Below are 19340 nucleotides of genomic sequence, written 5' to 3' on the forward strand. Positions count from 1 at the left end.
GTCAGTCCTCCTTCCCCGGGGACGACACCTTGCCAGCACTCTCCGACACTTTGTTCTCAGCCGGCGCAACCCTTTGAGACAAGGCGATCGCGCCGATCAACGCGGCCAGCAGGAGGACCGACAGCACTTCGAAGGGCAGCACCCAGGTCTTGAAGACAGCGGTGCCCACCGCCTCGGCGGACCCGTCCGGGACCGGCCCGATCTTCTCGTTGCCGAAGGCAAGCACTACCCCGGTGCCGAGGAGCAGGGCCAGGACGCCGGCCACCACCGCGGCGAACGGACCCCGGCCGGTGGTCGAGGTGGGCAGTGGATTCGTCGGCGCCTTGGTGAGCATCAGCGCGAACAGGACCAGTACGACGATCGCGCCGACGTACACCAGGATCTGGACCAGGGCGACGAACTCGGCCTGCAGGGCGCCGAAGCAGCCGGCCATCGCGCCCAGGGCGACAACCAGCCAGAGGGCGGCGTGCACGATGCGGCGGGAGGTGACGACGATGACGGAGGCGATGACGGCGACTACCCCGGCAACGCAGAAAAGTGCAGTTGTCACGCCTCACCCTCCGGCGCCGGCGTCACGGTGGGGCCGGGGTCGATCGGCTGCGGGGCGGGGACGGTCCACATCCAGTCGCGGAGGCGGTCCTTCTCGTGGGTCAGATTCCGGATGTCGGTCTCGGCGTACTCGAACTCCGGCGACCAGAACAGCGCGTCGAACGGGCAGGCCTCGATGCAGATCCCGCAGTACATGCACAGGCTGAAGTCGATCGCGAACCGGTCCAGCACGTTCCGGCTGCGCTCGCGGGCCTGCTCACCGACCGACGGCGCGGTCTCGGTGTGCGAGTCGATGTAGATGCACCAGCTCGGGCACTCCCGGGCGCACAGCATGCAGGAGGTGCAGTTCTCCTCCAGCAGCGCGATCACGCCCCGGGTCCGCGGCGGCAGCTCGGGCTGGACATCGGGGTACTGCTCGGTGACGGACCGGCGGGCCAGCGTCTTGGCGGTGACCTTCAGACCGTCGATCAGCCCCTTGCCAGGTACGCCCACGCCTCCTCCTCCCGTCAGTACGAGCCTGTTAGCAGGACACTAGTCGGTTCCGGCCCGATCCGGTGCGACCCGGTGTCGCAGTTCCCGTTCCAGCCGCGCGCTGACCTGGCGGTAACGGCTGACCGGGATCAGATGGACCCCGTCGAAGGCGCCCGAGTCGCGGATCTTCAGGATCAGTTCGCAGGCGTGGTCGACGCCGGCATCGCGGTCCTGGTCGACGGCTTCCACCAGTGCGGGCGGGATGCTGAGCTGTGGCAGGGCGGCCAGGTTGTGGGCCATCTTCGCGCTCGCCAGCACCATCACCCCGGCGTACACGGGAATGTCCAGTACGACGCTGTCCCGCCAGCGGAGCAGCTCGTCCAGGTCGTAGCTGACCTGGACGTACAGGAAGTCGGCCTCGGCCTTCCAGCGCGGCACCGGCCGCAGCCGGGTCGCGGCCCCGACCTGGAACGGGTTGCAGCCCGGGTACGACGTGTCGCGCGCCTGCTCGATCATCGTCCGAACGGTCAGCTGGCTGGTCCGGGCACCCTCGGCCGGGTCGTCGCCGTGCACGAACAGGAACTGCTCGACGCCGTACGCCGCCGCGGTCAACAGGTCCCGGCGGAAACCGAGCAGGTTCCGGTCCCGCGAGTTGAGGCACGCGATCCCCCGCGACCCCATCGCCTGGACCTCGTTCGCCACCGCCACACTCGACACCGTCGCCCGCCCGATGTGGTTGTCCGGGATCAGGAACGCGTCCGCGATCGGACTCATCACGCCGATCTGATGCCGCACCCTCTTCAGGTCCGGCCGCGTCGGCGGCTCCACCTCACACACCAGTTCGAACCCGTCCGCAGCCATCCCCAGACCCTACTCAACCGACCGCCGCGCCGAGTCCGGTTTCCACATGCCGTCGGCCCACCTACGGTCGGGAGATGAGGACCTCCCGGCCACTGGCAGGCGCCGTCATCGGCGCCCTCGTGCTGGTTGTCGCCAACGTCGCCTTCGCCCGGTTCGCCGGCGGTTCCGAGTGGACCGATCCAGCCATCTTCATGAGCCCGTTCGCGGCCGCCTTCGGCGCCATCGCCGGCGCCGCCGTCGCCGCCCTCACCCGCCCACCGGGCCAACGCCGCCCCGACGACCGCAACCACCACCGCTCACGCAGGCGCCCTGACAAACGCAAGTACAGGTAGCCCACGCGTCGCCCTGCCCGCTCCAACCGGTCGGCGCGCGGACGAAAACCTCAGAGCAATACACGACACAGGTTGTCGTGATTGGTTGGGAGGCTCGTCACCACGACGTCAAGGCGGCTACCGAGCCGACGTACGTACTCCCAACGAATCGAATGGAGCTGATGTGGCAACAGAACGAACGGCAGTCAACCCGGTGACGTGGTCGGTGGAGATGGGATTCAACCAGGGTGAGGTCGTCTCCGGGCACACCCGGACCCTGTACTGCTCGGGACAGACCGCGATGAGCGGCGACGGCAAGCCCCAGCATGACGGTGACATGGCGGCGCAGTTGGCGCTGAGCCTCGACAACCTGGAGGCCGTGCTCGACGAGGCCGGCATGTCCCTCGCGAACCTCGTCCGGCTCAACGTCTACACCACCGACGTCGATCTGCTGTTCCTGCACTACGGCGTGCTGGCGTCGCGGCTGGGCGCCGCCGGGGTGGCGCCGACCACCACGATGCTCGGGGTGACCCGGCTGGCGATCCCCGGCCAGCTGGTCGAACTCGAGGGAACCGCAGTCGCCTGATGCGACGCCTCTGCTACTCGTGCCGGTCCAACCGGCACGAGTAGCAGGCCGATGGGCGATTCCCGGTGCTCCGCTTCACCGCACGTAGCGCGCAATGGCGTGCACGTGCTGAACGCAGTTCGGCGACACGACACAGGTCTCGGTGCCGCGACGCGAGAGTGCCTTTGTCCCGTCCCTTCGAGCTTGATCGCTTCGGCGGCGGTCAGGCTTCGGGCTGCGGAGGAGACGACAGGTGGTAGCGCGCGAGGACATCACCGAACCATGGGGGCATGGTGAATTCGATGCCGTGTTCGGCGGCGAGGGTCTGGAAGGTCTCCGGGTCCGGCGGACCGTCCGCTACCAGGTCGCGGATGGCCCAGAAGAAGTGTTCGAGGCCGGCCGGACTGATGACCTCGATCATCCGCGCTGGGGTCTGCCCGGCGTTCCACATCATGTGTGTCTGCCCGCGTGGCTTGGTGATGTATCCACCACGACCCAATACGACCTCCCGGTCCCCCGAGCGGAACCCGATCTCGCCCTCGGTGACGATGGAGTACTCGTCCTCACGCGTGTGTACGTGCGGGTCGACAAATGCTCCGACGGCAAAGGGATGCTCGACGATCGAGACATTGCCGTTGGTCTGCTCACCGAACAGCTTGAACACCACACCGACGCCGTCAACCTCGCCGTAGTCGCCTTCGCCGGGCTGCACCACGGTCACCCCGGCCGCCCTCATTCGTTCCATGACTACCTCCGCTGATTCCCATTCACGCGCTGTTGCTTCTCGGTGATCGCGGCCAGTCGATCGAGGGTTGCCGCCATGCCGGCGTGCAGGTCGGCGGCGCGGTCCTTCAGCCCGGACACCTTGTCGATGAGGAACCAGCCGATGACCGAGATCGGTTTGGTGACTGTGTAGGACTCGAGGACCTTGGTGCCGGAGCCTTCCGGGACGAACCGGTAGCGCCACTCGAGCGTGCCGGCGAAGGGCTCGGTGCGGCTGAATGCGAACTCCTTCGGGCGGTCGGCGGCAATCACAACTGGCCAGTTCGGCCAGTCGGGCCCGCGGCCAGCGGAATTGACGGCCCTGAAGCGAGCGCCTACCACCGGGCCGGTCGCCCCCTTGACCCACGTGCACCTCACGACCTCAGGTGAAAGCTCCGGCGTCCGAGTCACGTCGGAGACGAGGTCGTAGAGCAGCTCCGGCGGCGCTTCGATGTAGCGTTCGACGGTGTCTGTGGTCAGGTTCTGCCTCATCGCCTGACCTTCCTTTCTGGTGCTGAGTAGTGGCTGACGAACATGTCCAGCACCTCTTCTGTCAACGAGGTGAAGAGGCCATCCTCGAACCGGGCTCCCGGCTGATTGGCCAACTGCTGGGAGGACACGCCGGCGATCGCCGCTGTCAACATGCGCATCGCCTCGTCCGAGTCCGCAGCTTTGATGAGCTGATGCCTGTGCACAGCGGTCCGGAGCTCATCACGGCCGCGTTGCCAGAGCGCCTGTGCCGGCGCATAGGAGTCCGCGCTGGGCTCAAACCCGGGGATCGGTCGCCACAACAGCAGCGGTGCGAGGCCGACCTCGCGGGTGCTCCAGCGGATGAACGCACGCTGGCCCTCGAGCAGGCAGTCAAGGCCGGGCTCGCAGCCATGGAGCGCGTCATCGATGTACTGGGCGAGCTGGACGTTGCCTCGCGCGAACAAGCCGTCGTAGATCGCGTGCAGGGAGGGGAAGTACTTGTACAGCGATGGTGCCCGCATACCCATCCGGCGTGCGATCTCCGAAACCGTGACGGCCCCGGCGCCCTGCTCGGCCACGATCGCCTGCGCATGGTCGAGAGCCTCCTCCACCGTGGCGAGGCGACGCGCCGAAGCCCGGCCCGGAGCAGCTTGGCTAATCATCGTAGCCATAGCTACAGGGTATAGCCAAAACGTCCGGCGTCAATCCCGCTCTAGTCCAGGCTCGCCCGCGTGCGGTGACGGAGAACCGATTCGTGATCGGTCCGCGGTCGGCCGACGGCTCGTCCCGACTCTTGCGCATGCCGGACGGGTTGCGGGCGCGGTCGTAGCGCATGGTGGTTCGTGGGTCGGCGTGGCGGGCGGCGATCTGTACATCGCGTAGGTCGACGCCGGCGTCGAGCATGGTGGTGACGAAGGTGTGCCTGAGCATGGACTTTCGCCCTCGTCGGTGTGGATGCGGGACTGGCCTGCGAAGCGCGCCAGATAGGCGGCGACAGCTATCCGCAGGACGCGAGACGTGGTGACGACGACGCGGGAGACGGCCGGTCCCGGTTCTGAGTTCTCCATTCGCCTAGTGCCCAGGGCGCTGCAGGTCGCGTCAACGGCCTCACAGGTTCACATTGCGGCTACTAGGAGACTTGGCGCCGGATCGGTGTCTGGCCAGACCGGGTCCAGGTGTCCGGCGGGACGCTCTCAGTTCGCGACTGCATGTCCGTGAGTCGGCCCGGCGCGTGAGAGGCGATCGCCGGACAAGTTTGATTCGTCGCACAATCAGCAGCGATCCGGTGGCCATGTTTCGCTGATCAGACGAAGCTTGTCACGCTTCGCTCGCCTCGTCTCCGTGGCCGTAGATGTCCAGGCTGAGCATGATGCGGCGCCGTGCGAGAGCCATCAGTGTTGCTGGTGAGATTTCGATCCCCTCGTTGAGATGCTCCATGAACCAGTTCCGGAGATCGGCGACTGCACGGCTTAGCTGGGCCATCGACGCAACGCTACGTTGTACAGATCCGTGCATCCATCAGAAAGGCGCGCTCATCGCCAGTTGAACGCACGGTCGGCGGCATGACAGGACGTTCAGGTACGCAGGAACTTGTCCTCGATCATGACGGCGGGCGTCACCTGGATGTGGGCACTGCCTACGGCGTCGGCGGCGCGGCGCCGCCCGGGCCACGGGCATGCGTTCCTGCCTCGTGGTTCTCCTTGCCACATCGCTGACAGCGCAGGAAGGTACCTGTGGCCTCCCCCTCGGCAGACGGGGGATAGGCGACCGTGGCCCAATCGTGGCCCGCCAACTTGCAGACGGTGAACCGCTTCAGGTTGTTCATGAGACTCGACGCCTCCTCGACTCAGGCCCCTTCAGTGTGTCTCCTTGCGACGAGCACGGCCAGTGCCGCAATGAACTCACAAGCGGTCGCGCGCACATATCGAGGCGTACCTCCGGCACCCTCCGCTCATCGAGGACATGCCGCGGCAGCTGGGCGAACTGACCGACCGGGAGCGCCAGGTGCTGGTCTTGATGGCCCGCGGGATGTCGAACGACGACATCGCGGCCCAGCTGGTCGTCGCACAGGCGACCGTCAAGACCCACGTGAACCGGGTGCTCGCGAAGTTGGGCGTGGTCACCCGCGTGCAGGCGGTTGTGCTCGCCTACGAGTTGGGCCTGGTGCGCCCCGGCGGGTGAACTCGAGCTCTTTTGTCACCGGTCGGCAGCGGGCGTAGCCGGTTGCGAAGGGGGTTCGGCTAGAGAGCTTTCAGGCGGGTTTGGAGGAAGGCTTGTTCGGGTTGGTTGGTGGTCAGGGCGAGGGCTGCTTGGTAGGCGGTGCGGGCTTCGGCGGGGCGGTTGAGGCGGACCAGCAGGTCGGCTCGGATGGCGTGGAAGAGGTAGTAGGAGCCGAGGTCGAGGTCGTCGATCAGGTCGAGGGCGGCGGCCGGGCCATCGACTTCGGCCACGGCGACGGCGCGGTTGAGGGCGATGATCGGGGTCGGGTCGAGGGTGAGCAGGTGGTCATAGAGCTGGAGGATCTGCGGCCAGTCGGTGTCCGCGGCGGAGGCGGCATCGGTGTGTACGGCGTTGATCGCGGCCTGGAGCTGATACGGACCGGGCTGGTTGCGGCGGAGGCAGCGTCGTACCAGGTCGTGGCCTTCGGCGATCAGCGTGCGATCCCAGAGGGTTCGATCCTGGTCGGCGAGCACGACCAGAGAGCCGTCGGATCGCACCCGCGCCGGACGGCGGGAGGCCTGCAGGAGCATCAGGGCGAGCAGGCCCACGGCCTCGGGTTCGTCCGGCATCAGCTCGACCAGCAGCCGGCCGAGGCGGATCGCCTCCGCACACAGTTCGTCGCGGACGAGGGCTTCGCCGGACGAAGCGGCGTACCCCTCGTTGAAGATGAGGTAGACGACGGCCAGTACGCCGCGGACGCGCTCGGGCAGGTCGGCCTCGTACGGGACGCGGTACGGGATCGCGGCCGCGCGGATCTTCGCCTTCGCGCGGACCAGCCGCTGTGCCATCGTCGGCTCCGGCACCAGGAAGGCACGGGCGATCTCGGCCGTGGTCAGCCCGCCGAGCATCCGCAGCGTCAGCGCGACGCGGACGTTGAGTGCCAGCGCAGGGTGACAACAGGTGAAGATCAGCCGGAGGCGGTCGTCCTGCACGACGCCCTCCTCCACCGGTTCGGCCGCGGCCTGCAGCAATGCGGCCTGGGCGTGCTTGTCCTCTCGCACCGACTCACGCCGGAGCCGGTCGATCGCGCGGTTCCTGGCGGTGGTGATGATCCACCCGGCCGGGCTCGGCGGTACGCCGGTCGCCGGCCACTTCTCCACCGCCGCCGCGAACGCGTCCTGGACCGCGTCCTCCGCGATCTCGAGGTCGCCGAACACGCGCGTCAGTACGGCGACCGCGCGCCCGTGCTCGGCCCGGAACACCCCGGCGATGTCAACGCTCACGTCACGAACGGCCGAACCTCGATCGGCAGGTTCCGCAGCACCTGAGCCAGCCGCCGCCCCCAGCTGAGCGCCGCATCCAGATCGTCCACCTCGATCACGGTGAAGCCGCCCAGATGCTCCTTTCCTTCGGTGAAAGGCCCATCGGTCACGAGCACGTCGTCCCCCGCGGCCCTCAGCACCGTCGCCGTCTCCGGCGGGTGCAACCCGGCCGCGAACACCCAGACCCCCGCCGCCTGCATCTCATCGTTCAGGGCGCTCAGCTCGCGCATGATCGGCTCGAGGAACTCCGGGTCGGGAGCGGGCCCGTCCGGCTGGTAGATGCTGAGCAGGTACTGGTTCATCGCCACCTCCTGGTGAGTGCTGTCACCACCTACACGAACGCCCTCACCCCGCATCGACAGGCAGTGACACCCTAATTTCCAACCCGCCACCTTGCCGAGGTGTCGCGATCACCGTTCCGCCGTGGGCCTCGGCGACCGAGCGGACGATGGAGAGCCCGAGGCCGGCGCCCTTGCCGGTGACGAGGCGTTCGGAGCCCAGGCGGTAGAACGGCTTGAAGAGGGATTCGACTTCGTACGGCGGGATGTCCGGCCCGGTGTTGGTGACGACGACCTCGGCCCGGTCGCCGACCGTCTTGCTGAGGACCCGGACCCAGCGGTCGACGTCGGACAGGTTGTGGCGGATCCCGTTCTCCACCAGGTTGTGCACCAGGCGCTCGAGCAGCAGGGCGTCACCGCGTGTCGGGGCGTCACCCGGGCCGCGGATCACCTCGACCCCCGCCGCGGCAGCCTCGTGTTCGAGCTGTCCGGCGACGTGGTTGACGATATCGGCGAGGTTGACCGGATAGACCGTGGTCAGCTGTTTCTCGGAGTCGGCCAGGATCAGCAGGCCGTCGATCAGTTGCTCGTGGCGGGCGTTGATGGTCAGCAGGCTCTCGCCCAGTTCCTTCACGTCGGCGGACGCCGTACGGCGATGCATCGCGACCTCGACCAGCGCTCGGCCGAGGGTGAGCGGCGTACGCAACTCGTGGGAGGCGTTGGCGACGAAGCGGCGTTGACCGTCGAACGAGTGGTCCAGTCGCTCGACCATGGTGTCGAAGGCGTCGGCCAGGTTCTTCACCTCGTCGTCCGGTCCGCGCAGGGCGATCCGCTCGTGCAGGGCCGCTGGTGACGCCGCTATCCGCCGGGCGGTGTCGGTGACGCGGTGCAGCGGCGCGAGCACCCGGCCGGCGACCAGCCAGCCGAAGCCGGCGGCCAGTCCGCCGACGACGACCAGGGCGATGCTGCCCTGGGTGAGTAATGACTTGATCGCCGCCTGCCGTACTTGTTCCCGCTGCTCCTGGATGACCTGCTCTGCCCCCGGACCGGTCAGTACGTCGCCGTCCTTGTTCAGCACGAACAACTGGTTCGGCGGCTTTGGCGCGGGGGTTACTCCAGGGGTCGGCGAGTTGTGGTACGTGCCCTGCACCAGCACGCGGTAGCCACCGGTGAGGTTGTTGCTGAACAGCACGTAGATGACACCGAGCAGCAGTACGCCGGCGATCATGAAAAGACCGCCATAGATCAGCGTCAGCCGCCCGCGCAGCGTCAGCCGCTTCATGGGATGCGGTAGCCGACGCCGGTGACGGTCTCCACCAGCCCCGGCTCCCCCAGCTTGCGCCGCAGCTTGAGGATGGTCAGCCGGACCGCCCCGGTGAACGGATCCACGTGCTCGTCCCATGCCTTCTCCAGCAGTTGTTCGGCCGAGACGGTCGCGCCGTCGGCTCGCAGCAGTTCCGCCAGTACGGCGAACTCCTTCTTCGACAGGGGTACGTACCGCCCGTCCCGGAACACCTCGTGCCGGGCCGGATCCAGGGTCACTCCGGCCCGACGCAGTACCGGCGGATCCGCGGGACGACTCCGCCGCCCGAGGGCCAGCACGCGCGCGGCCAGCTCGGCAAAGGCGAAGGGCTTGGTCAGATAGTCGTCGGCGCCCAATCCCAGTCCCTCCACCCGATCGGTGACGGCCGCCGCGGCCGTCAGCATCAGCACCCGCGTGGCCGACCCGGACTGCACCAGCCGCCGGCACACCTCGTCGCCGTGGACGACGGGGATGTCACGGTCCAGCACGAGTACGTCGTACTCGTTCACCGTCAGCCGCTCCAGCGCGGAACCGCCGTCACCGGTCACGTCGACGGCATGTGAGTCGTCCCGTAACCACTCAGCGATCGCTGCCGCCAGCAACGGTTCGTCCTCGACCACAAGCACTCGCACGCACTCCATGATCCCCGACGCGTGTGTTTCCTCCGTGTTATCGCGCTCGGAAACGGCAGGGAAACGGCCCGCGGCCAAGGCTTGGCGCCAGAACCGACCCAAGGAGATGTCATGCGTAAGACCATTGTGGCCGCGACGTTGCTGGCCGCCGCCGTACTGCTGACCGGCTGCGGATCGGAGGAACCGGCCGACCAGGTGGCCTCGGGCACCGGGGGCCAGGCACAGGCGACCGCACCCAGCAGCGCGCCGCCCAGCCTCAGCCGGGACGAGATGGCGATCAAGTTCACCCAGTGCCTGCGTGAACAGGGCCTGAACGTCCCGGACCCCGAGCCGGGCAAGGGCCCGATGCTGAAGTTCGACCGGAACTCGGGTGTCACGCAGGAGAAGGTCCAGCAGGCGATGGAGGCCTGCAAGCAGTACAACCCGCAGGGCGAGAGCGGCGCGAACCCGCAGCAGGAGGAGAACGGCCGCAAGTACGCCGTGTGCATGCGGGAGAACGGCGTGGAGAAGTTCCCGGACCCCAAGCCCGGCCAGCGCGGCATCATGATCGGCCCGGGTGTGGCTGACGACCCGGACTTCCAGAAGGCACAGGAAGCCTGCCAGAGCATCCTGGCGGGTAAGTGATGCGCAAAGCACTGACCGCTGTGGTCGTCCTGGCCGCCGGAGGGGCAGCGAGCGCCTTCCTGGTGAACCGGGGCGACACCAGCCAGGCAGCAGACCAGACCGCCGCCGCACTACCGGTCAACACCACGAAGGTCACCCAGCAGACCCTCAAGGACACCGAGACCGCGGACGGCGAGCTCGGCTTCGGTACGACGTCCTCCGCCGTCAACCGCACCGCCGGGACCATCACCGCCGTACCCGACAGCGGACAGGAGCTCAAACGCGGCGAGCCCGTCTACAGCGTGGACAACAAGCCCACCACCCTCCTGTACGGCGCTCTGCCGGCGTACCGGAAGCTGGTCGACGGCAGTGAGGGCACGGACGTCCTGCAGCTCGAGCAGAACCTCAGCGCGATGGGCTACACCGGCTTCACCGTCGACGACGAGTACACCGACGCCACGGCCGAGGCAGTCGAGGAGTGGCAGGAAGACCTCGGTCTGGACGAGACAGGTGTCGTCGAACTGGGCAGTGTGTTGTTCGCACCCGGTCACATCCGGGTGGACAGCGTGGAGGCACAGGAAGGCGCGCCGATCGGCCCTAATCAGAACGTCCTCACCTACACCGGCACGAAGAAGGCCGTCACCGTCCAGCTGGACGCCGCCGACCAGCGCCTCGCGAAACCTCAGTCGAAGGTCGAGGTCACGCTGCCCGACGGCGCGACTGTGCCAGGCCGGGTGGAGAAGGTGTCGACGGTGATCATCCCGGCCGAGAGCCAGGACAAGGACCCGGAGACCAAGGTCGAGGTGATCGTTGCCATCGACAACCAGAAGGCGGTGGCCGCCTGGGCGCTGGCGTCCGTCGACGTGACCTTCACCGCCTCGGAACGGAAGAACGTGCTGACCGTCCCGGTGGCCGCGCTGGTCGCCTTGCGCGAGGGCGGCTTCGGCGTCGAGGTCTCCGACGGTACGGCGTCGCGCTACGTGCCGGTCGAGACCGGGCTGTTCGCGAACGGCCAGGTCGAGATCAGCGGCGCCGGGATCAAGGCGGGCACCGTGGTGGGGATCCCCAAGTGATCGAGCTGACCGAGGTGACCAAGGTGTACCCGGGCGGTGTCACGGCCCTCGGCGGGGTCAGCCTGCGGATCGACCGCGGCGAGCTGGTCGCCATCGTCGGGCCGTCCGGTTCGGGCAAGTCGACGATGCTCAACGTCCTCGGCACCCTGGACCGGCCGACCTCCGGCACGGTCCGGATCGATCGGTACGACGTGGCACGGCTGTCCGACTCGAGTCTGTCCGCGCTGCGGGCGACCCGGATCGGCTTCGTGTTCCAGCAGTTCCACCTGGCCTCCGGCGTACGGGCGCTGGACAACGTGGCGGACGGGCTTCTGTACTCCGGTTTGCGGCCGTCGGTACGGCGGAAGCGGGCGGCCGCCGCGTTGGAGCGGGTCGGCCTCGGACACCGGATGGACCACGAGCCGCACGAGCTCTCCGGTGGTGAACGGCAACGGGTCGCGGTCGCCCGGGCGGTCGCGGGCGAGCCCGCCGTACTCCTGGCCGATGAACCGACGGGTGCGTTGGACTCGGCGTCGGGTGCGGGCGTCATGCAACTGCTGCGCGATCTGCACGCGGCCGGTACGACGGTCGTCATCATCACGCACGACCGGGACATCGCGGCATCGCTGCCGCGCCAGGTCCGGATGCGCGACGGCCGCATCCTCGAGGAGGTGCACGCATGAGCGGCTCACACGGTCCACGCCCGAGCAGCGAACTGAAGCCGGCGAAGCTCTGGCCGCGCGATGTCGTCCGGGTCGGCGCGGTCGGGTTGCGCACCCGGCCGATGCGGGCGTTCCTGTCCGCGCTGGGGATCGCGATCGGAATCGCCGCGATGGTCGCCGTGGTCGGCATCTCGTCCTCGTCCCGGGCCGAGCTGGACAACCAGCTCGATGCCCTGGGAACCAATCTGCTGACCGTCGCACCCGGCACCAGGCTGACCGGCGAACAGGCCCAGCTGCCGCTCACCGCGGAGGCGATGGTCGGCCGGATCCGCCCGGTCCGGGCCCAGTCGGCGATCGGCCGGGTCGACGACGCGTCCGTCTACCGCAGCGACAAGATCCCGGCCGTCGAAACCAACGGCATCATCGCGTACGCCGCCCGGCCCAACCTGCTGGACACCATCGGCGGGGTCGTCCGCAGCGGCAAGTGGATCGACGCGGCGACCGGCCGCTACCCGGCGACCGTGCTCGGGGCGAGCGCCGCCGAGCGGCTCGGGATCACCCGCGCCGGTCCGGACACGCAGGTGCTGATCGGCAACACGTGGTTCACCGTGCTCGGCATCCTCGAACCGGCCGCACTGGCTCCTGAACTGGACAGTGCCGCGCTGATGGGCTGGCCCGCGGCCGACACCGCCCTCGACTTCGACGGGCACCCGACGACCATCTACACCCGGTCGGACGACGCCCAGGTCGAGGCGGTCCGATCGGTGCTCGGGGCAACGGCCAACCCGGAGGCGCCGAACGAGGTCGAGGTATCCCGGCCGTCCGACGCGCTCGCCGCCAAGCAGGCCGCCGGCGAGGCGTTCACCGGCCTGCTGCTCGGGCTCGGTGCGGTCGCGCTGCTCGTCGGCGGGGTCGGCGTCGCGAACATCATGGTGATCTCGGTGCTGGAGCGCCGGGCGGAGATCGGGCTGCGACGCTCGCTCGGGGCGACCCGTGGTCAGATCCGCACCCAGTTCCTGACCGAGTCGCTGCTGCTGTCCGCACTCGGCGGAGTCGGCGGCGCGGCCCTCGGATCCGCCGTCAGCGCGGGGTACGCGGCGTACCAGAACTGGCTGACGGTGATCCCGCTGTGGGCGCTGGCCGGTGGTATCGCGGCCACCCTCGTCATCGGCGGACTGGCCGGCCTCTACCCGGCGATCCGCGCCTCCCGCCTCTCCCCCACCGAAGCCCTCGCGACCCCCTAACCAACCCCGTCCCGGGAAAGTTTCTCCGACTTCGGGGAGGATTTTGTGCCGATCCGGGCCCAAAACCCTCCCCGAACGGTCAGAAGATGGTGACGCCGATGCCGGTGATGGCCAGCTGGAGGAGGGCGATCGGCACGAGGGCCTGCCAGGCGAGCTTCTGCAGCTGGTCGGCGCGCAACCGGGGGAACGAGACCCGCACCCAGATCACCACGACCGACACCATCGCGATCTTCAGGATCGACCAGATCCACCCGATGGAATCCGGCCCGGGCCCACTCCACCCGCCGAGGAACATCACCGAGGTGAGGCCGGCCAGTACGACGATGCCGGCGTACTCGGCGAGCAGGAACATCGCGAACCGGAGGCCGGTGTACTCCGTGTACGGACCGAAGATGACCTCGGAGTCCGCGACCGGCATGTCGAACGGCGGCCGCTGCAGCTCGGCCAGACCGGCGATGAAGAACACGATCAGGCCGGGCAGCTGCCAGAGCAGCCACCACGGGTTCCACGCCTCCGCGATACCGGTGAGGCTCAGCGACCCCGCCGCGACCGCGACGCTCGCCGCGGACAGGACGAACGGCAGCTCGTAGCTCATCAGCTGGGCGGCGACCCGGAGACCGCCGAGCAGGCTGTACTTGTTGCCGCTGCCCCAGCCCGCCATCAGCGAGCCGAGCACACCGATGCTCATCACGGCCAGCACGAAGAACAGGCCGGAGTCGAGGTCCGCGCCGACGACGCCGGGGGCGAGCGGGATCGCGGCGATCGCGGCCAGGTACGGCAGGATCGCGACGATCGGGGCCCACTCGAACACCCGCCGATCCGCCGCGGCCGGGAGCACGCTCTCCTTCTGCACGAACTTCACACCGTCCGCGACCAGCTGCGCCCAGCCGTGGAACGCACCGGCGTACATCGGGCCGAGGCGTGACTGCATGTGCGCCATCACCTTGTGCTCGGCCTGACCGACCAGCAAGGGCGCCACCAGGAAGGCGACGATGACGCCGACCACCCGCACCACGAACTCGACCATGACCGCACCCTACCGATTCCCGCTTGACCTCAACCATCGTTCAGGTCGCAGGGTGAGTCGTATGGAAACGCAAACGACCACCGTCCTCGTCACCGGAGCCACCGGCCGCGTCGGCCGTCACGTGGTGGCCGGCCTCCGAGCAGCCGGCGCCACGGTCCGCGCCCTGGTCCGTACGCCGGACACCGCCGGCCTGCCCTCAGACGTCGAGTTGATCCAGGGCGACATCTACGATCCGGACGCCGTACGCCGAGCCGCGTCCGGCGTGGACGCGGTGTTCCTGCTGTGGCCGTCGTTCAGCGCCGACGGCGCCTCGTCGATCATCCCGGCACTGCCGCAACGCGTCGTCTATCTCTCTGCGCTGACCACAGGCGGCGTGTGGGGCGACATCGAGCAACTCCTCGTCGAGGCCGGAAAGGACTGGACGTTCCTCGATCACGGCTCGGGGTCGGCCGGGGGTGGTTGCTCGGTCGGCGGAGCGGCCTCGGTTTGTTTGCGGGTACGGCGTTCCGCGCCGGCTCGGCGGGGACGCGCCGGAGTCGACGCCGCCTGGGCGGGCGCCAACGGATCCGGGTCCGGTGAACCGGGTTGGCGGGGTCCCCAGGTGTCTGGGTCGGGGACGCCTGGTGGGAGGGTGCGTCGGCGGCTGGGAGCGCCGTGCGAGGGAGCGTGATCCGACTCCCCCGGCTCTTTGGCGCCGGGCCAGGGCTTGGCGACGCGGGAGGCGAGGATGAACTCCTTGCGGAGCGGGTTGCCTTCGAAGCCGTCGGGCAGCAGCAGGGGAATGAGATTCGGGTGATCGGAGAACGTGATGCCGAACATCTCGTGCGTCTCACGCTCGTGCCAGTTCGCCCCGGCGTACAACTCGGACAGCGTCGGCAGGACCGGCTTGTCCCGCGGGACCAGCGTCCGCACCAGCAGGTGCTCGACATGCGCGCCGCCCCAGAAGTCGGCGAGATGCGACACCACCCGGAACCCGTCGGTGAGCTCGTCGCTCGCGGTCAGGAAGTCGAAGAACGTCAGCCCGACCGCGTCCCGCAGCACCTCGTGCGCCGCCACCCACGACTCCGCCGGTACGTCGATCGCCACCGGGCCGAAGCTGTCGGCCCGGGTCGCGGCGATCCCCGCACCGGTCAGCGCGTTCAGGGCGTCATGATTCGAGTCGGGGCTCAAGGTTTCACCAGACCGCGGGTCAGCGCCGCCGCGGACGGCTCGTCGTACCTGTTGCCGAGGTTCTCGCCGGCGATCTTCTCCTGCAGCTTGAGAATGCCCTGCAGCAGCGCCTCCGGTCGCGGCGGGCAGCCGGGCACGTAGACGTCGACCGGGATGATCTGGTCGACACCCTTGGTCACGCAGTAGGAGTCCCAGTACGGGCCGCCGGAGTTCGAGCAGGAGCCGAACGAGATGACGTACTTCGGCTCCGGCATCTGGTCGTAGAGCCGCTTGATCGCCGGGGCCATCTTGTCCGTCACGGTGCCGGACACCACCATCAGGTCGGCCTGCCGGGGGCCGGGCGCGAACGGGATCACGCCGAGCCGGATGAAGTCGTGCCGGCCCATCGATGCGGCGATGAACTCGATCGCACAGCAGGCGAGGCCGAAGTTGAACACCCACAGCGAGTACTTGCGGCCCCAGTTCAGCAGGTACCGGACCGGCTCGGGCGCGAGCTTGGCCAGCGCACCGACATCCGGCCGCACAGTCGGCAACGGCAGCTCGGTCTGGGCCATGACGTAAGCCTAGCCGCCACGATCGCCGGCAAACCCGTTGACCGTCGCTGCGGCGGCACCTACCGTGATTGAACAGGACTGGACAGGTTCATTCGGGTTGGAGACGGCATGGCCGATCAGCTTGAGGTGCGGGGACCGGAGTCGCGGGCGCTCGCGGTGGAGAGCAACGGGCTGAACGTGATCGCGGACGACGAGCGGAAGGGCCGGCCCAGCCAGCTGTTCTGGCCCTGGTTCGGCGCGAACGTCTCGGTGCTCGGCCTGAGCTACGGCGCGTTCGCGCTCGGCTTCGGCATCTCGTTCTGGCAGGCACTGGTCGCCGGTCTGGTCGGCATCGTGTTCTCGTTCCTGCTCTGCGGCCTGATCTCGCTGGCCGGCAAGCGGGGCTCGGCACCGACGATGGCGCTCAGCCGGGCCGCGTTCGGCGTCCGGGGCAACAAACTGCCGTCGCTGGTGTCCTGGTTGCTGACCGTCGGCTGGGAGACCGTGCTGACCATCCTCGCCACCCTCGCGACCGCGACGGTGTTCGAGCGGCTCGGCTGGGGCGGCGGCGCGCTGACGAAGGTGATCGCGCTGATCGTGGTCTGCGTACTGATCGTCGCCTGCGGTGTGCTCGGGTTCGACCTGATCATGCGGGCGCAGGCCGTCATCACGATCGTCACCGGCGTCCTCACCGTCGTCTACGTCATCCTGGTCGCCGACCGGATCAGCTGGAGCACGGTGTCCGAGCTGCCGAGCGGATCCAGCCAGCAGGTGATCGGCGCGCTGGTGTTCCTGATGACCGGCTTCGGCCTCGGCTGGGTGAACCTCGCGGCCGACTACTCCCGCTATCTCCCGCGCCGGTCGTCCGGCCCGGCCGTGGTCGGCTGGACCACGTTCGGGGCGTCGGTCGCACCGGTGATCCTGTTCGGCTTCGGTCTGCTGCTGGCCGGCTCGTCGACGGACCTGAGCAGCGCGATCGCCGCCGACCCGATCGGCGCGCTCGCGGAGGCGTTGCCGACCTGGTTCCTGGTGCCGTTCGTGATCGTCGCCGTCCTCGGCCTGGTCGGCGGCGCCGTACTCGACATCTACTCGTCCGGCCTGGCCCTGCTGTCGATCGGCCTGCCCGCGCCCCGGTACGTCGCCGCGTTCATCGACGGCGTGGTGATGATCGCCGGGACCGTCTACGTGGTGTTCTACGGCGACGAGTTCCTCGGTGAGTTCCAGGGCTTCCTGATCACGCTGGGCGTCCCGGTCGCGGCCTGGTGCGGCATCATGCTCGCCGACATCGCGACCCGCCGGCGCGACTACGCCGACGCCGACCTCTACGACCCGCGCGGCCGGTACGGCGACGTGCGGTGGCTGCCGGTGGTCACGATGATCGTTGCCACCGGCATCGGGTGGGGCCTGGTCACCAACACGCTGGCATCCTGGCTGACCTGGCAGGGTTACCTGCTCGAGCCGTTCGGTCTCGGCGGCAAGGAAGGCGCCTGGGCCTACGCGAACCTGGGTGTGCTGTTCGCGTTGGTCGCCGGGTTCGTGGTCCAGCTGGCCGGCGGGACGTCCGCCGTACGCAAGCAGGAAAGGGTGATGTGATGGCGCCGGTGCTCGCGCTGATCGACCTGCAGCGGATCTTCGCCGATCCGGACTCGGGCTGGGCCGCGCCGGACTTCCAGCGGGTGGTGAAACCGGCCAAACGGCTGATCGAGATCCTCTCGCCCCAGGTGATCTTCACCCGGTTCGTCGCCCCGGAGAAACCAGTCGGTTCCTGGGCGACGTACTACGAGCTCTACCCGTTCGCGCTGCAACCGCCGGACGCGGACGACTACCAGCTCGTCGACGAGTTCAACGGCGCGCCGACGCTGGACAAGACCACCTTCGGCGCCTGGGGACCCGAGCTGGCGGAACGGGTCGGGACCGGCGGTCACCTGGTCCTGGCAGGTGTGACCACGGACTGCTGCGTGCTCACCACCGCACTGGCCGCTGTCGACGCCGGCGTGTACGTCCAAGTGGTCGAGGACGCGTGCGCCGGCGCCGACGAGGCGAGCCACCGGAACGCGATCGACATCATGCGGCTCTACTCGCCGATGCTGGAGATCGTCACCGTCGACCAGATCCGCGCGCTGAACCAGTGAGCCGCCGATGCCCGAGATCTCGCTGAAGCACGAGCGCATCGCGGCCTCGCTGGCCCGGGAGATCCGGTCGGGCCTGGTACGGCGGGGCGCGCAACTGCCCGGTGAGGTCGAACTGGCCAAGCGGTTCTCGGTCAGCCGGAACACGGTCCGCTCGGCGCTCGCCGTACTGGCCGAACAAGGGCTGATCGCCACCCGGACCGGTAAAGGGTCGTTCGTGCTGTTCGACGGGCGGCCGCTGGACGGCCGGCTCGGGTGGACGCACGCGCTGGCCGAGCATGGTGTCGAGACCCGGCTGCGGACGGTGAAGATCGCACTCGAGCCGGACCCGGATCTGGCCGGCCGGCTCGGGCTCGAGTCACCGGACGTGATCGTGATCGAACGGCTGCGGCAGCTCGCGGACGGCGAGGCGATCTCGATCGAGCGCAGCCGGATCCCCGCGCTGAGCTCGTTGCGCGACCTGCCCGAGCGTGGGCTGGAGAACGGCTCGATCACCGCCACGCTGCACCGCGCCGGTCTGCACCTCGACCACTGTGAGCAACGACTGCGCGGGCGTCCGCTGGACGCGACCGAGGCCGGGCTGCTCGGCCGCCCGGAGGGGACCTGGTTCCTGCACACCGAGCGGACCAGCTGGACCGCGGACGACCGCTTCGCCGAGTACGCCGACGGCCTGCTGGACCCACAACACTTCGAACTGAGCCTCACCTACGGCCGCTGACCAGCTCCTCCGCCCGGCCGCCGTCACGAAATCCTCCCCAAACCGGTTCAGGGAGGCTTCCATCCGGATCCGGGGAGGCTTTTCCTCCCGATTCGGCAGGAAAACCTCCCGAAACCCATGCAGGCGGGGGAGTGGGAGTGGGGGTGGTTGGGGTCTTAGGGGGTGTGGGGGTGGCGGGATAGGGAGTTGTGCCGATGTGGCGGCACTCCTCAGGCGAGCACTGTCTTCGGTATCGACAAGCTCCCGGAGGAGATCATGTTCCAGTATTCCCCGGACTCGCTCCAGGCGGAGATGAAGTACCGCCAGGACCGGATCAAGCGCGACTACCAGCGCCCCTTCTGGTTCCAGCGCAGGCCGCGGCGGCAGGCTCCTGAGCCCGCCGCCCCCGAGCTCCGCGCCCGCCCCGCGATGTGAGTTCCCTACCTCCAGCCAACCCCGGCGCGGCCACGAGCGGGTCGCCGGGCGTCGTGTCTCTCCAGAACGCGGCCACCGCCTCCCGCACGGGCTCATAGGCGGA

Annotated in this window: 24 protein-coding genes and 3 pseudogenes; 12 read left to right on the forward strand and 15 right to left on the reverse strand. The window is 68.7% G+C overall.

Annotated elements, in window-relative coordinates:
- Position 1: 1 nt before the first annotated feature.
- From AB0F43_RS33155 to AB0F43_RS33165, 3 genes and pseudogenes are all read right to left on the reverse strand, one after another.
- Positions 2 to 550, reverse strand: coding sequence for an NADH-quinone oxidoreductase subunit J (locus tag AB0F43_RS33155; RefSeq protein WP_360485985.1), 549 nt, complete (start codon positions 548 to 550; stop codon positions 2 to 4).
- 134 nt (positions 551 to 684) lie between these two features.
- A pseudogene (locus AB0F43_RS33160) lies at positions 685 to 918 on the reverse strand (4Fe-4S binding protein); the annotation flags it as partial.
- Between the two features lie 162 nt (positions 919 to 1080).
- Positions 1081 to 1881 carry a methylenetetrahydrofolate reductase gene (locus tag AB0F43_RS33165; RefSeq protein ID WP_360485988.1) on the reverse strand — a complete coding sequence of 267 codons (801 nt, stop codon included), beginning with the start codon at positions 1879 to 1881 and terminating at the stop codon, positions 1081 to 1083.
- Positions 1882 to 1955: 74 nt separating this feature from the next.
- On the opposite strand from AB0F43_RS33165, the gene AB0F43_RS33170 reads away from it, so the two are divergent.
- Together AB0F43_RS33170 and AB0F43_RS33175 are read left to right on the forward strand one after the other, a co-directional pair.
- On the forward strand, positions 1956 to 2213 hold the full coding sequence (locus tag AB0F43_RS33170) for a hypothetical protein (RefSeq protein ID WP_360485991.1): 258 nt from the start codon (positions 1956 to 1958) through the stop codon (positions 2211 to 2213).
- Between the two features lie 211 nt (positions 2214 to 2424).
- Entirely contained in the window at positions 2425 to 2778 is a 354-nt protein-coding gene (locus tag AB0F43_RS33175; protein ID WP_360486071.1) for a RidA family protein, read from the forward strand.
- Positions 2779 to 2980: 202 nt separating this feature from the next.
- Here AB0F43_RS33175 and AB0F43_RS33180 read toward each other — a convergent pair whose 3' ends face one another.
- The 5 genes from AB0F43_RS33180 to AB0F43_RS33200 form a co-directional block, all read right to left on the reverse strand.
- On the reverse strand, positions 2981 to 3502 hold the full coding sequence (locus tag AB0F43_RS33180) for a cupin domain-containing protein (RefSeq protein ID WP_360485994.1): 522 nt from the start codon (positions 3500 to 3502) through the stop codon (positions 2981 to 2983).
- 2 nt (positions 3503 to 3504) lie between these two features.
- Complete coding sequence (locus tag AB0F43_RS33185; RefSeq protein WP_360485997.1) at positions 3505 to 4011, reverse strand: SRPBCC family protein; 507 nt, start codon at positions 4009 to 4011, stop codon at positions 3505 to 3507.
- Positions 4008 to 4661, reverse strand: coding sequence for a TetR/AcrR family transcriptional regulator (locus AB0F43_RS33190; RefSeq protein ID WP_360485999.1), 654 nt, complete (start codon positions 4659 to 4661; stop codon positions 4008 to 4010). The genes AB0F43_RS33185 and AB0F43_RS33190 overlap by 4 nt, the downstream gene beginning before the upstream one ends.
- Positions 4645 to 4920: a site-specific integrase gene (locus AB0F43_RS33195; protein WP_360486002.1), complete on the reverse strand. Its 276-nt coding sequence runs from the start codon at positions 4918 to 4920 to the stop codon at positions 4645 to 4647. Before AB0F43_RS33195 ends, AB0F43_RS33190 begins: the two co-directional genes overlap by 17 nt.
- A gap of 387 nt (positions 4921 to 5307) precedes the next feature.
- Positions 5308 to 5472, reverse strand: a complete 165-nt coding sequence (locus tag AB0F43_RS33200) for a hypothetical protein (protein WP_360486005.1) — start codon at positions 5470 to 5472, stop codon at positions 5308 to 5310.
- A gap of 492 nt (positions 5473 to 5964) precedes the next feature.
- Between AB0F43_RS33200 and AB0F43_RS33205 the strand changes: the two are divergent.
- Positions 5965 to 6171: pseudogene (locus AB0F43_RS33205) on the forward strand (helix-turn-helix transcriptional regulator); the annotation flags it as partial.
- A 59-nt stretch (positions 6172 to 6230) separates the two neighbouring features.
- On the opposite strand, the gene AB0F43_RS33210 reads toward AB0F43_RS33205, so the two are convergent.
- Genes AB0F43_RS33210 through AB0F43_RS33225 form a run of 4 tightly spaced genes read right to left on the reverse strand, consistent with a single transcriptional unit; the run spans position 6231 to position 9685 of the window.
- Positions 6231 to 7433 carry an RNA polymerase sigma factor gene (locus AB0F43_RS33210; protein WP_360486008.1) on the reverse strand — a complete coding sequence of 401 codons (1203 nt, stop codon included), beginning with the start codon at positions 7431 to 7433 and terminating at the stop codon, positions 6231 to 6233.
- Positions 7430 to 7774 (reverse strand): YciI family protein, encoded by a 345-nt coding sequence (locus AB0F43_RS33215; protein ID WP_360486011.1) that lies wholly within the window; start codon positions 7772 to 7774, stop codon positions 7430 to 7432. Before AB0F43_RS33215 ends, AB0F43_RS33210 begins: the two co-directional genes overlap by 4 nt.
- 43 nt (positions 7775 to 7817) lie before the next feature.
- Positions 7818 to 9032 (reverse strand): HAMP domain-containing sensor histidine kinase, encoded by a 1215-nt coding sequence (locus AB0F43_RS33220; protein ID WP_360486013.1) that lies wholly within the window; start codon positions 9030 to 9032, stop codon positions 7818 to 7820.
- On the reverse strand, positions 9029 to 9685 hold the full coding sequence (locus tag AB0F43_RS33225; RefSeq protein ID WP_360486016.1) for a response regulator transcription factor: 657 nt from the start codon (positions 9683 to 9685) through the stop codon (positions 9029 to 9031). Before AB0F43_RS33225 ends, AB0F43_RS33220 begins: the two co-directional genes overlap by 4 nt.
- A 111-nt stretch (positions 9686 to 9796) precedes the next feature.
- Between AB0F43_RS33225 and AB0F43_RS33230 the strand changes: the two genes are divergently transcribed.
- From AB0F43_RS33230 to AB0F43_RS33245, 4 genes are read left to right on the forward strand one after another with little or no spacing between them, the layout of a single operon-like run.
- Entirely contained in the window at positions 9797 to 10309 is a 513-nt protein-coding gene (locus tag AB0F43_RS33230; protein WP_360486019.1) for a hypothetical protein, read from the forward strand.
- Positions 10309 to 11361, forward strand: a complete 1053-nt coding sequence (locus AB0F43_RS33235; RefSeq protein WP_360486022.1) for a peptidoglycan-binding protein — start codon at positions 10309 to 10311, stop codon at positions 11359 to 11361. The genes AB0F43_RS33230 and AB0F43_RS33235 overlap by 1 nt, the downstream gene beginning before the upstream one ends.
- Positions 11358 to 12023, forward strand: coding sequence for an ABC transporter ATP-binding protein (locus tag AB0F43_RS33240; RefSeq protein ID WP_360486025.1), 666 nt, complete (start codon positions 11358 to 11360; stop codon positions 12021 to 12023). Before AB0F43_RS33235 ends, AB0F43_RS33240 begins: the two co-directional genes overlap by 4 nt.
- Positions 12020 to 13246, forward strand: coding sequence for an ABC transporter permease (locus AB0F43_RS33245; RefSeq protein WP_360486028.1), 1227 nt, complete (start codon positions 12020 to 12022; stop codon positions 13244 to 13246). The genes AB0F43_RS33240 and AB0F43_RS33245 overlap by 4 nt, the downstream gene beginning before the upstream one ends.
- Before the next feature lie 79 nt (positions 13247 to 13325).
- Here the strand turns inward: AB0F43_RS33245 and AB0F43_RS33250 are convergent, their stop codons facing one another.
- The gene (locus tag AB0F43_RS33250) at positions 13326 to 14273 is read right to left on the reverse strand and encodes a complex I subunit 1 family protein (protein ID WP_360486031.1); all 948 of its coding nucleotides are present in this window, start codon (positions 14271 to 14273) and stop codon (positions 13326 to 13328) included.
- A gap of 61 nt (positions 14274 to 14334) precedes the next feature.
- Here AB0F43_RS33250 and AB0F43_RS33255 point away from each other — a divergent pair.
- Positions 14335 to 14583, forward strand: a pseudogene (locus tag AB0F43_RS33255) (NAD(P)H-binding protein); the annotation flags it as partial.
- A gap of 122 nt (positions 14584 to 14705) precedes the next feature.
- Here AB0F43_RS33255 and AB0F43_RS33260 read toward each other — a convergent pair.
- Together AB0F43_RS33260 and AB0F43_RS33265 are read right to left on the reverse strand one after the other, a co-directional pair.
- Complete coding sequence (locus tag AB0F43_RS33260; protein ID WP_360486034.1) at positions 14706 to 15443, reverse strand: NADH-quinone oxidoreductase subunit C; 738 nt, start codon at positions 15441 to 15443, stop codon at positions 14706 to 14708.
- A complete protein-coding gene (locus AB0F43_RS33265; protein WP_360486037.1) occupies positions 15440 to 15997 on the reverse strand; it encodes an NADH-quinone oxidoreductase subunit B family protein in 558 nt (185 codons plus the stop codon). The genes AB0F43_RS33260 and AB0F43_RS33265 overlap by 4 nt, the downstream gene beginning before the upstream one ends.
- Before the next feature lie 108 nt (positions 15998 to 16105).
- On the opposite strand from AB0F43_RS33265, the gene AB0F43_RS33270 reads away from it, so the two are divergent.
- The 4 genes from AB0F43_RS33270 (at position 16106) to AB0F43_RS33285 (ending at position 19237) form a co-directional block, all read left to right on the forward strand.
- Positions 16106 to 17569 carry a cytosine permease gene (locus AB0F43_RS33270; RefSeq protein ID WP_360486040.1) on the forward strand — a complete coding sequence of 488 codons (1464 nt, stop codon included), beginning with the start codon at positions 16106 to 16108 and terminating at the stop codon, positions 17567 to 17569.
- On the forward strand, positions 17569 to 18108 hold the full coding sequence (locus AB0F43_RS33275; protein WP_360486043.1) for a cysteine hydrolase: 540 nt from the start codon (positions 17569 to 17571) through the stop codon (positions 18106 to 18108). Before AB0F43_RS33270 ends, AB0F43_RS33275 begins: the two co-directional genes overlap by 1 nt.
- A 7-nt stretch (positions 18109 to 18115) precedes the next feature.
- The gene (locus tag AB0F43_RS33280; RefSeq protein ID WP_360486046.1) at positions 18116 to 18823 is read left to right on the forward strand and encodes a GntR family transcriptional regulator; all 708 of its coding nucleotides are present in this window, start codon (positions 18116 to 18118) and stop codon (positions 18821 to 18823) included.
- A gap of 255 nt (positions 18824 to 19078) precedes the next feature.
- A complete protein-coding gene (locus AB0F43_RS33285) occupies positions 19079 to 19237 on the forward strand; it encodes a hypothetical protein (RefSeq protein WP_360486049.1) in 159 nt (52 codons plus the stop codon).
- Positions 19238 to 19340: the final 103 nt, after the last annotated feature.

The organism is Kribbella sp. NPDC023972, from assembly GCF_040639075.1.
Classification (GTDB): Bacteria; Actinomycetota; Actinomycetes; order Propionibacteriales; family Kribbellaceae; genus Kribbella.

Excerpts from the sequence above, each read along its gene's own strand:
- AB0F43_RS33165 (WP_360485988.1), bottom strand. The coding sequence starts at position 1,881 with ATGGCTGCGGACGGGTTCGAACTGGTGTGTGAGGTGGAGCCGCCGACG.
- AB0F43_RS33170 (WP_360485991.1), top strand. The coding sequence starts at position 1,956 with ATGAGGACCTCCCGGCCACTGGCAGGCGCCGTCATCGGCGCCCTCGTG.
- AB0F43_RS33175 (WP_360486071.1), top strand. The coding sequence starts at position 2,425 with ATGGGATTCAACCAGGGTGAGGTCGTCTCCGGGCACACCCGGACCCTG.
- AB0F43_RS33180 (WP_360485994.1), bottom strand. The coding sequence starts at position 3,502 with ATGGAACGAATGAGGGCGGCCGGGGTGACCGTGGTGCAGCCCGGCGAA.
- AB0F43_RS33185 (WP_360485997.1), bottom strand. The coding sequence starts at position 4,011 with ATGAGGCAGAACCTGACCACAGACACCGTCGAACGCTACATCGAAGCG.
- AB0F43_RS33190 (WP_360485999.1), bottom strand. The coding sequence starts at position 4,661 with ATGGCTACGATGATTAGCCAAGCTGCTCCGGGCCGGGCTTCGGCGCGT.
- AB0F43_RS33195 (WP_360486002.1), bottom strand. The coding sequence starts at position 4,920 with ATGCTCAGGCACACCTTCGTCACCACCATGCTCGACGCCGGCGTCGAC.
- AB0F43_RS33200 (WP_360486005.1), bottom strand. The coding sequence starts at position 5,472 with ATGGCCCAGCTAAGCCGTGCAGTCGCCGATCTCCGGAACTGGTTCATG.
- AB0F43_RS33215 (WP_360486011.1), bottom strand. The coding sequence starts at position 7,774 with ATGAACCAGTACCTGCTCAGCATCTACCAGCCGGACGGGCCCGCTCCC.
- AB0F43_RS33220 (WP_360486013.1), bottom strand. The coding sequence starts at position 9,032 with ATGAAGCGGCTGACGCTGCGCGGGCGGCTGACGCTGATCTATGGCGGT.
- AB0F43_RS33230 (WP_360486019.1), top strand. The coding sequence starts at position 9,797 with ATGCGTAAGACCATTGTGGCCGCGACGTTGCTGGCCGCCGCCGTACTG.
- AB0F43_RS33235 (WP_360486022.1), top strand. The coding sequence starts at position 10,309 with ATGCGCAAAGCACTGACCGCTGTGGTCGTCCTGGCCGCCGGAGGGGCA.
- AB0F43_RS33245 (WP_360486028.1), top strand. The coding sequence starts at position 12,020 with ATGAGCGGCTCACACGGTCCACGCCCGAGCAGCGAACTGAAGCCGGCG.
- AB0F43_RS33250 (WP_360486031.1), bottom strand. The coding sequence starts at position 14,273 with ATGGTCGAGTTCGTGGTGCGGGTGGTCGGCGTCATCGTCGCCTTCCTG.
- AB0F43_RS33265 (WP_360486037.1), bottom strand. The coding sequence starts at position 15,997 with ATGGCCCAGACCGAGCTGCCGTTGCCGACTGTGCGGCCGGATGTCGGT.
- AB0F43_RS33270 (WP_360486040.1), top strand. The coding sequence starts at position 16,106 with ATGGCCGATCAGCTTGAGGTGCGGGGACCGGAGTCGCGGGCGCTCGCG.
- AB0F43_RS33275 (WP_360486043.1), top strand. The coding sequence starts at position 17,569 with ATGGCGCCGGTGCTCGCGCTGATCGACCTGCAGCGGATCTTCGCCGAT.
- AB0F43_RS33280 (WP_360486046.1), top strand. The coding sequence starts at position 18,116 with ATGCCCGAGATCTCGCTGAAGCACGAGCGCATCGCGGCCTCGCTGGCC.
- AB0F43_RS33285 (WP_360486049.1), top strand. The coding sequence starts at position 19,079 with ATGTTCCAGTATTCCCCGGACTCGCTCCAGGCGGAGATGAAGTACCGC.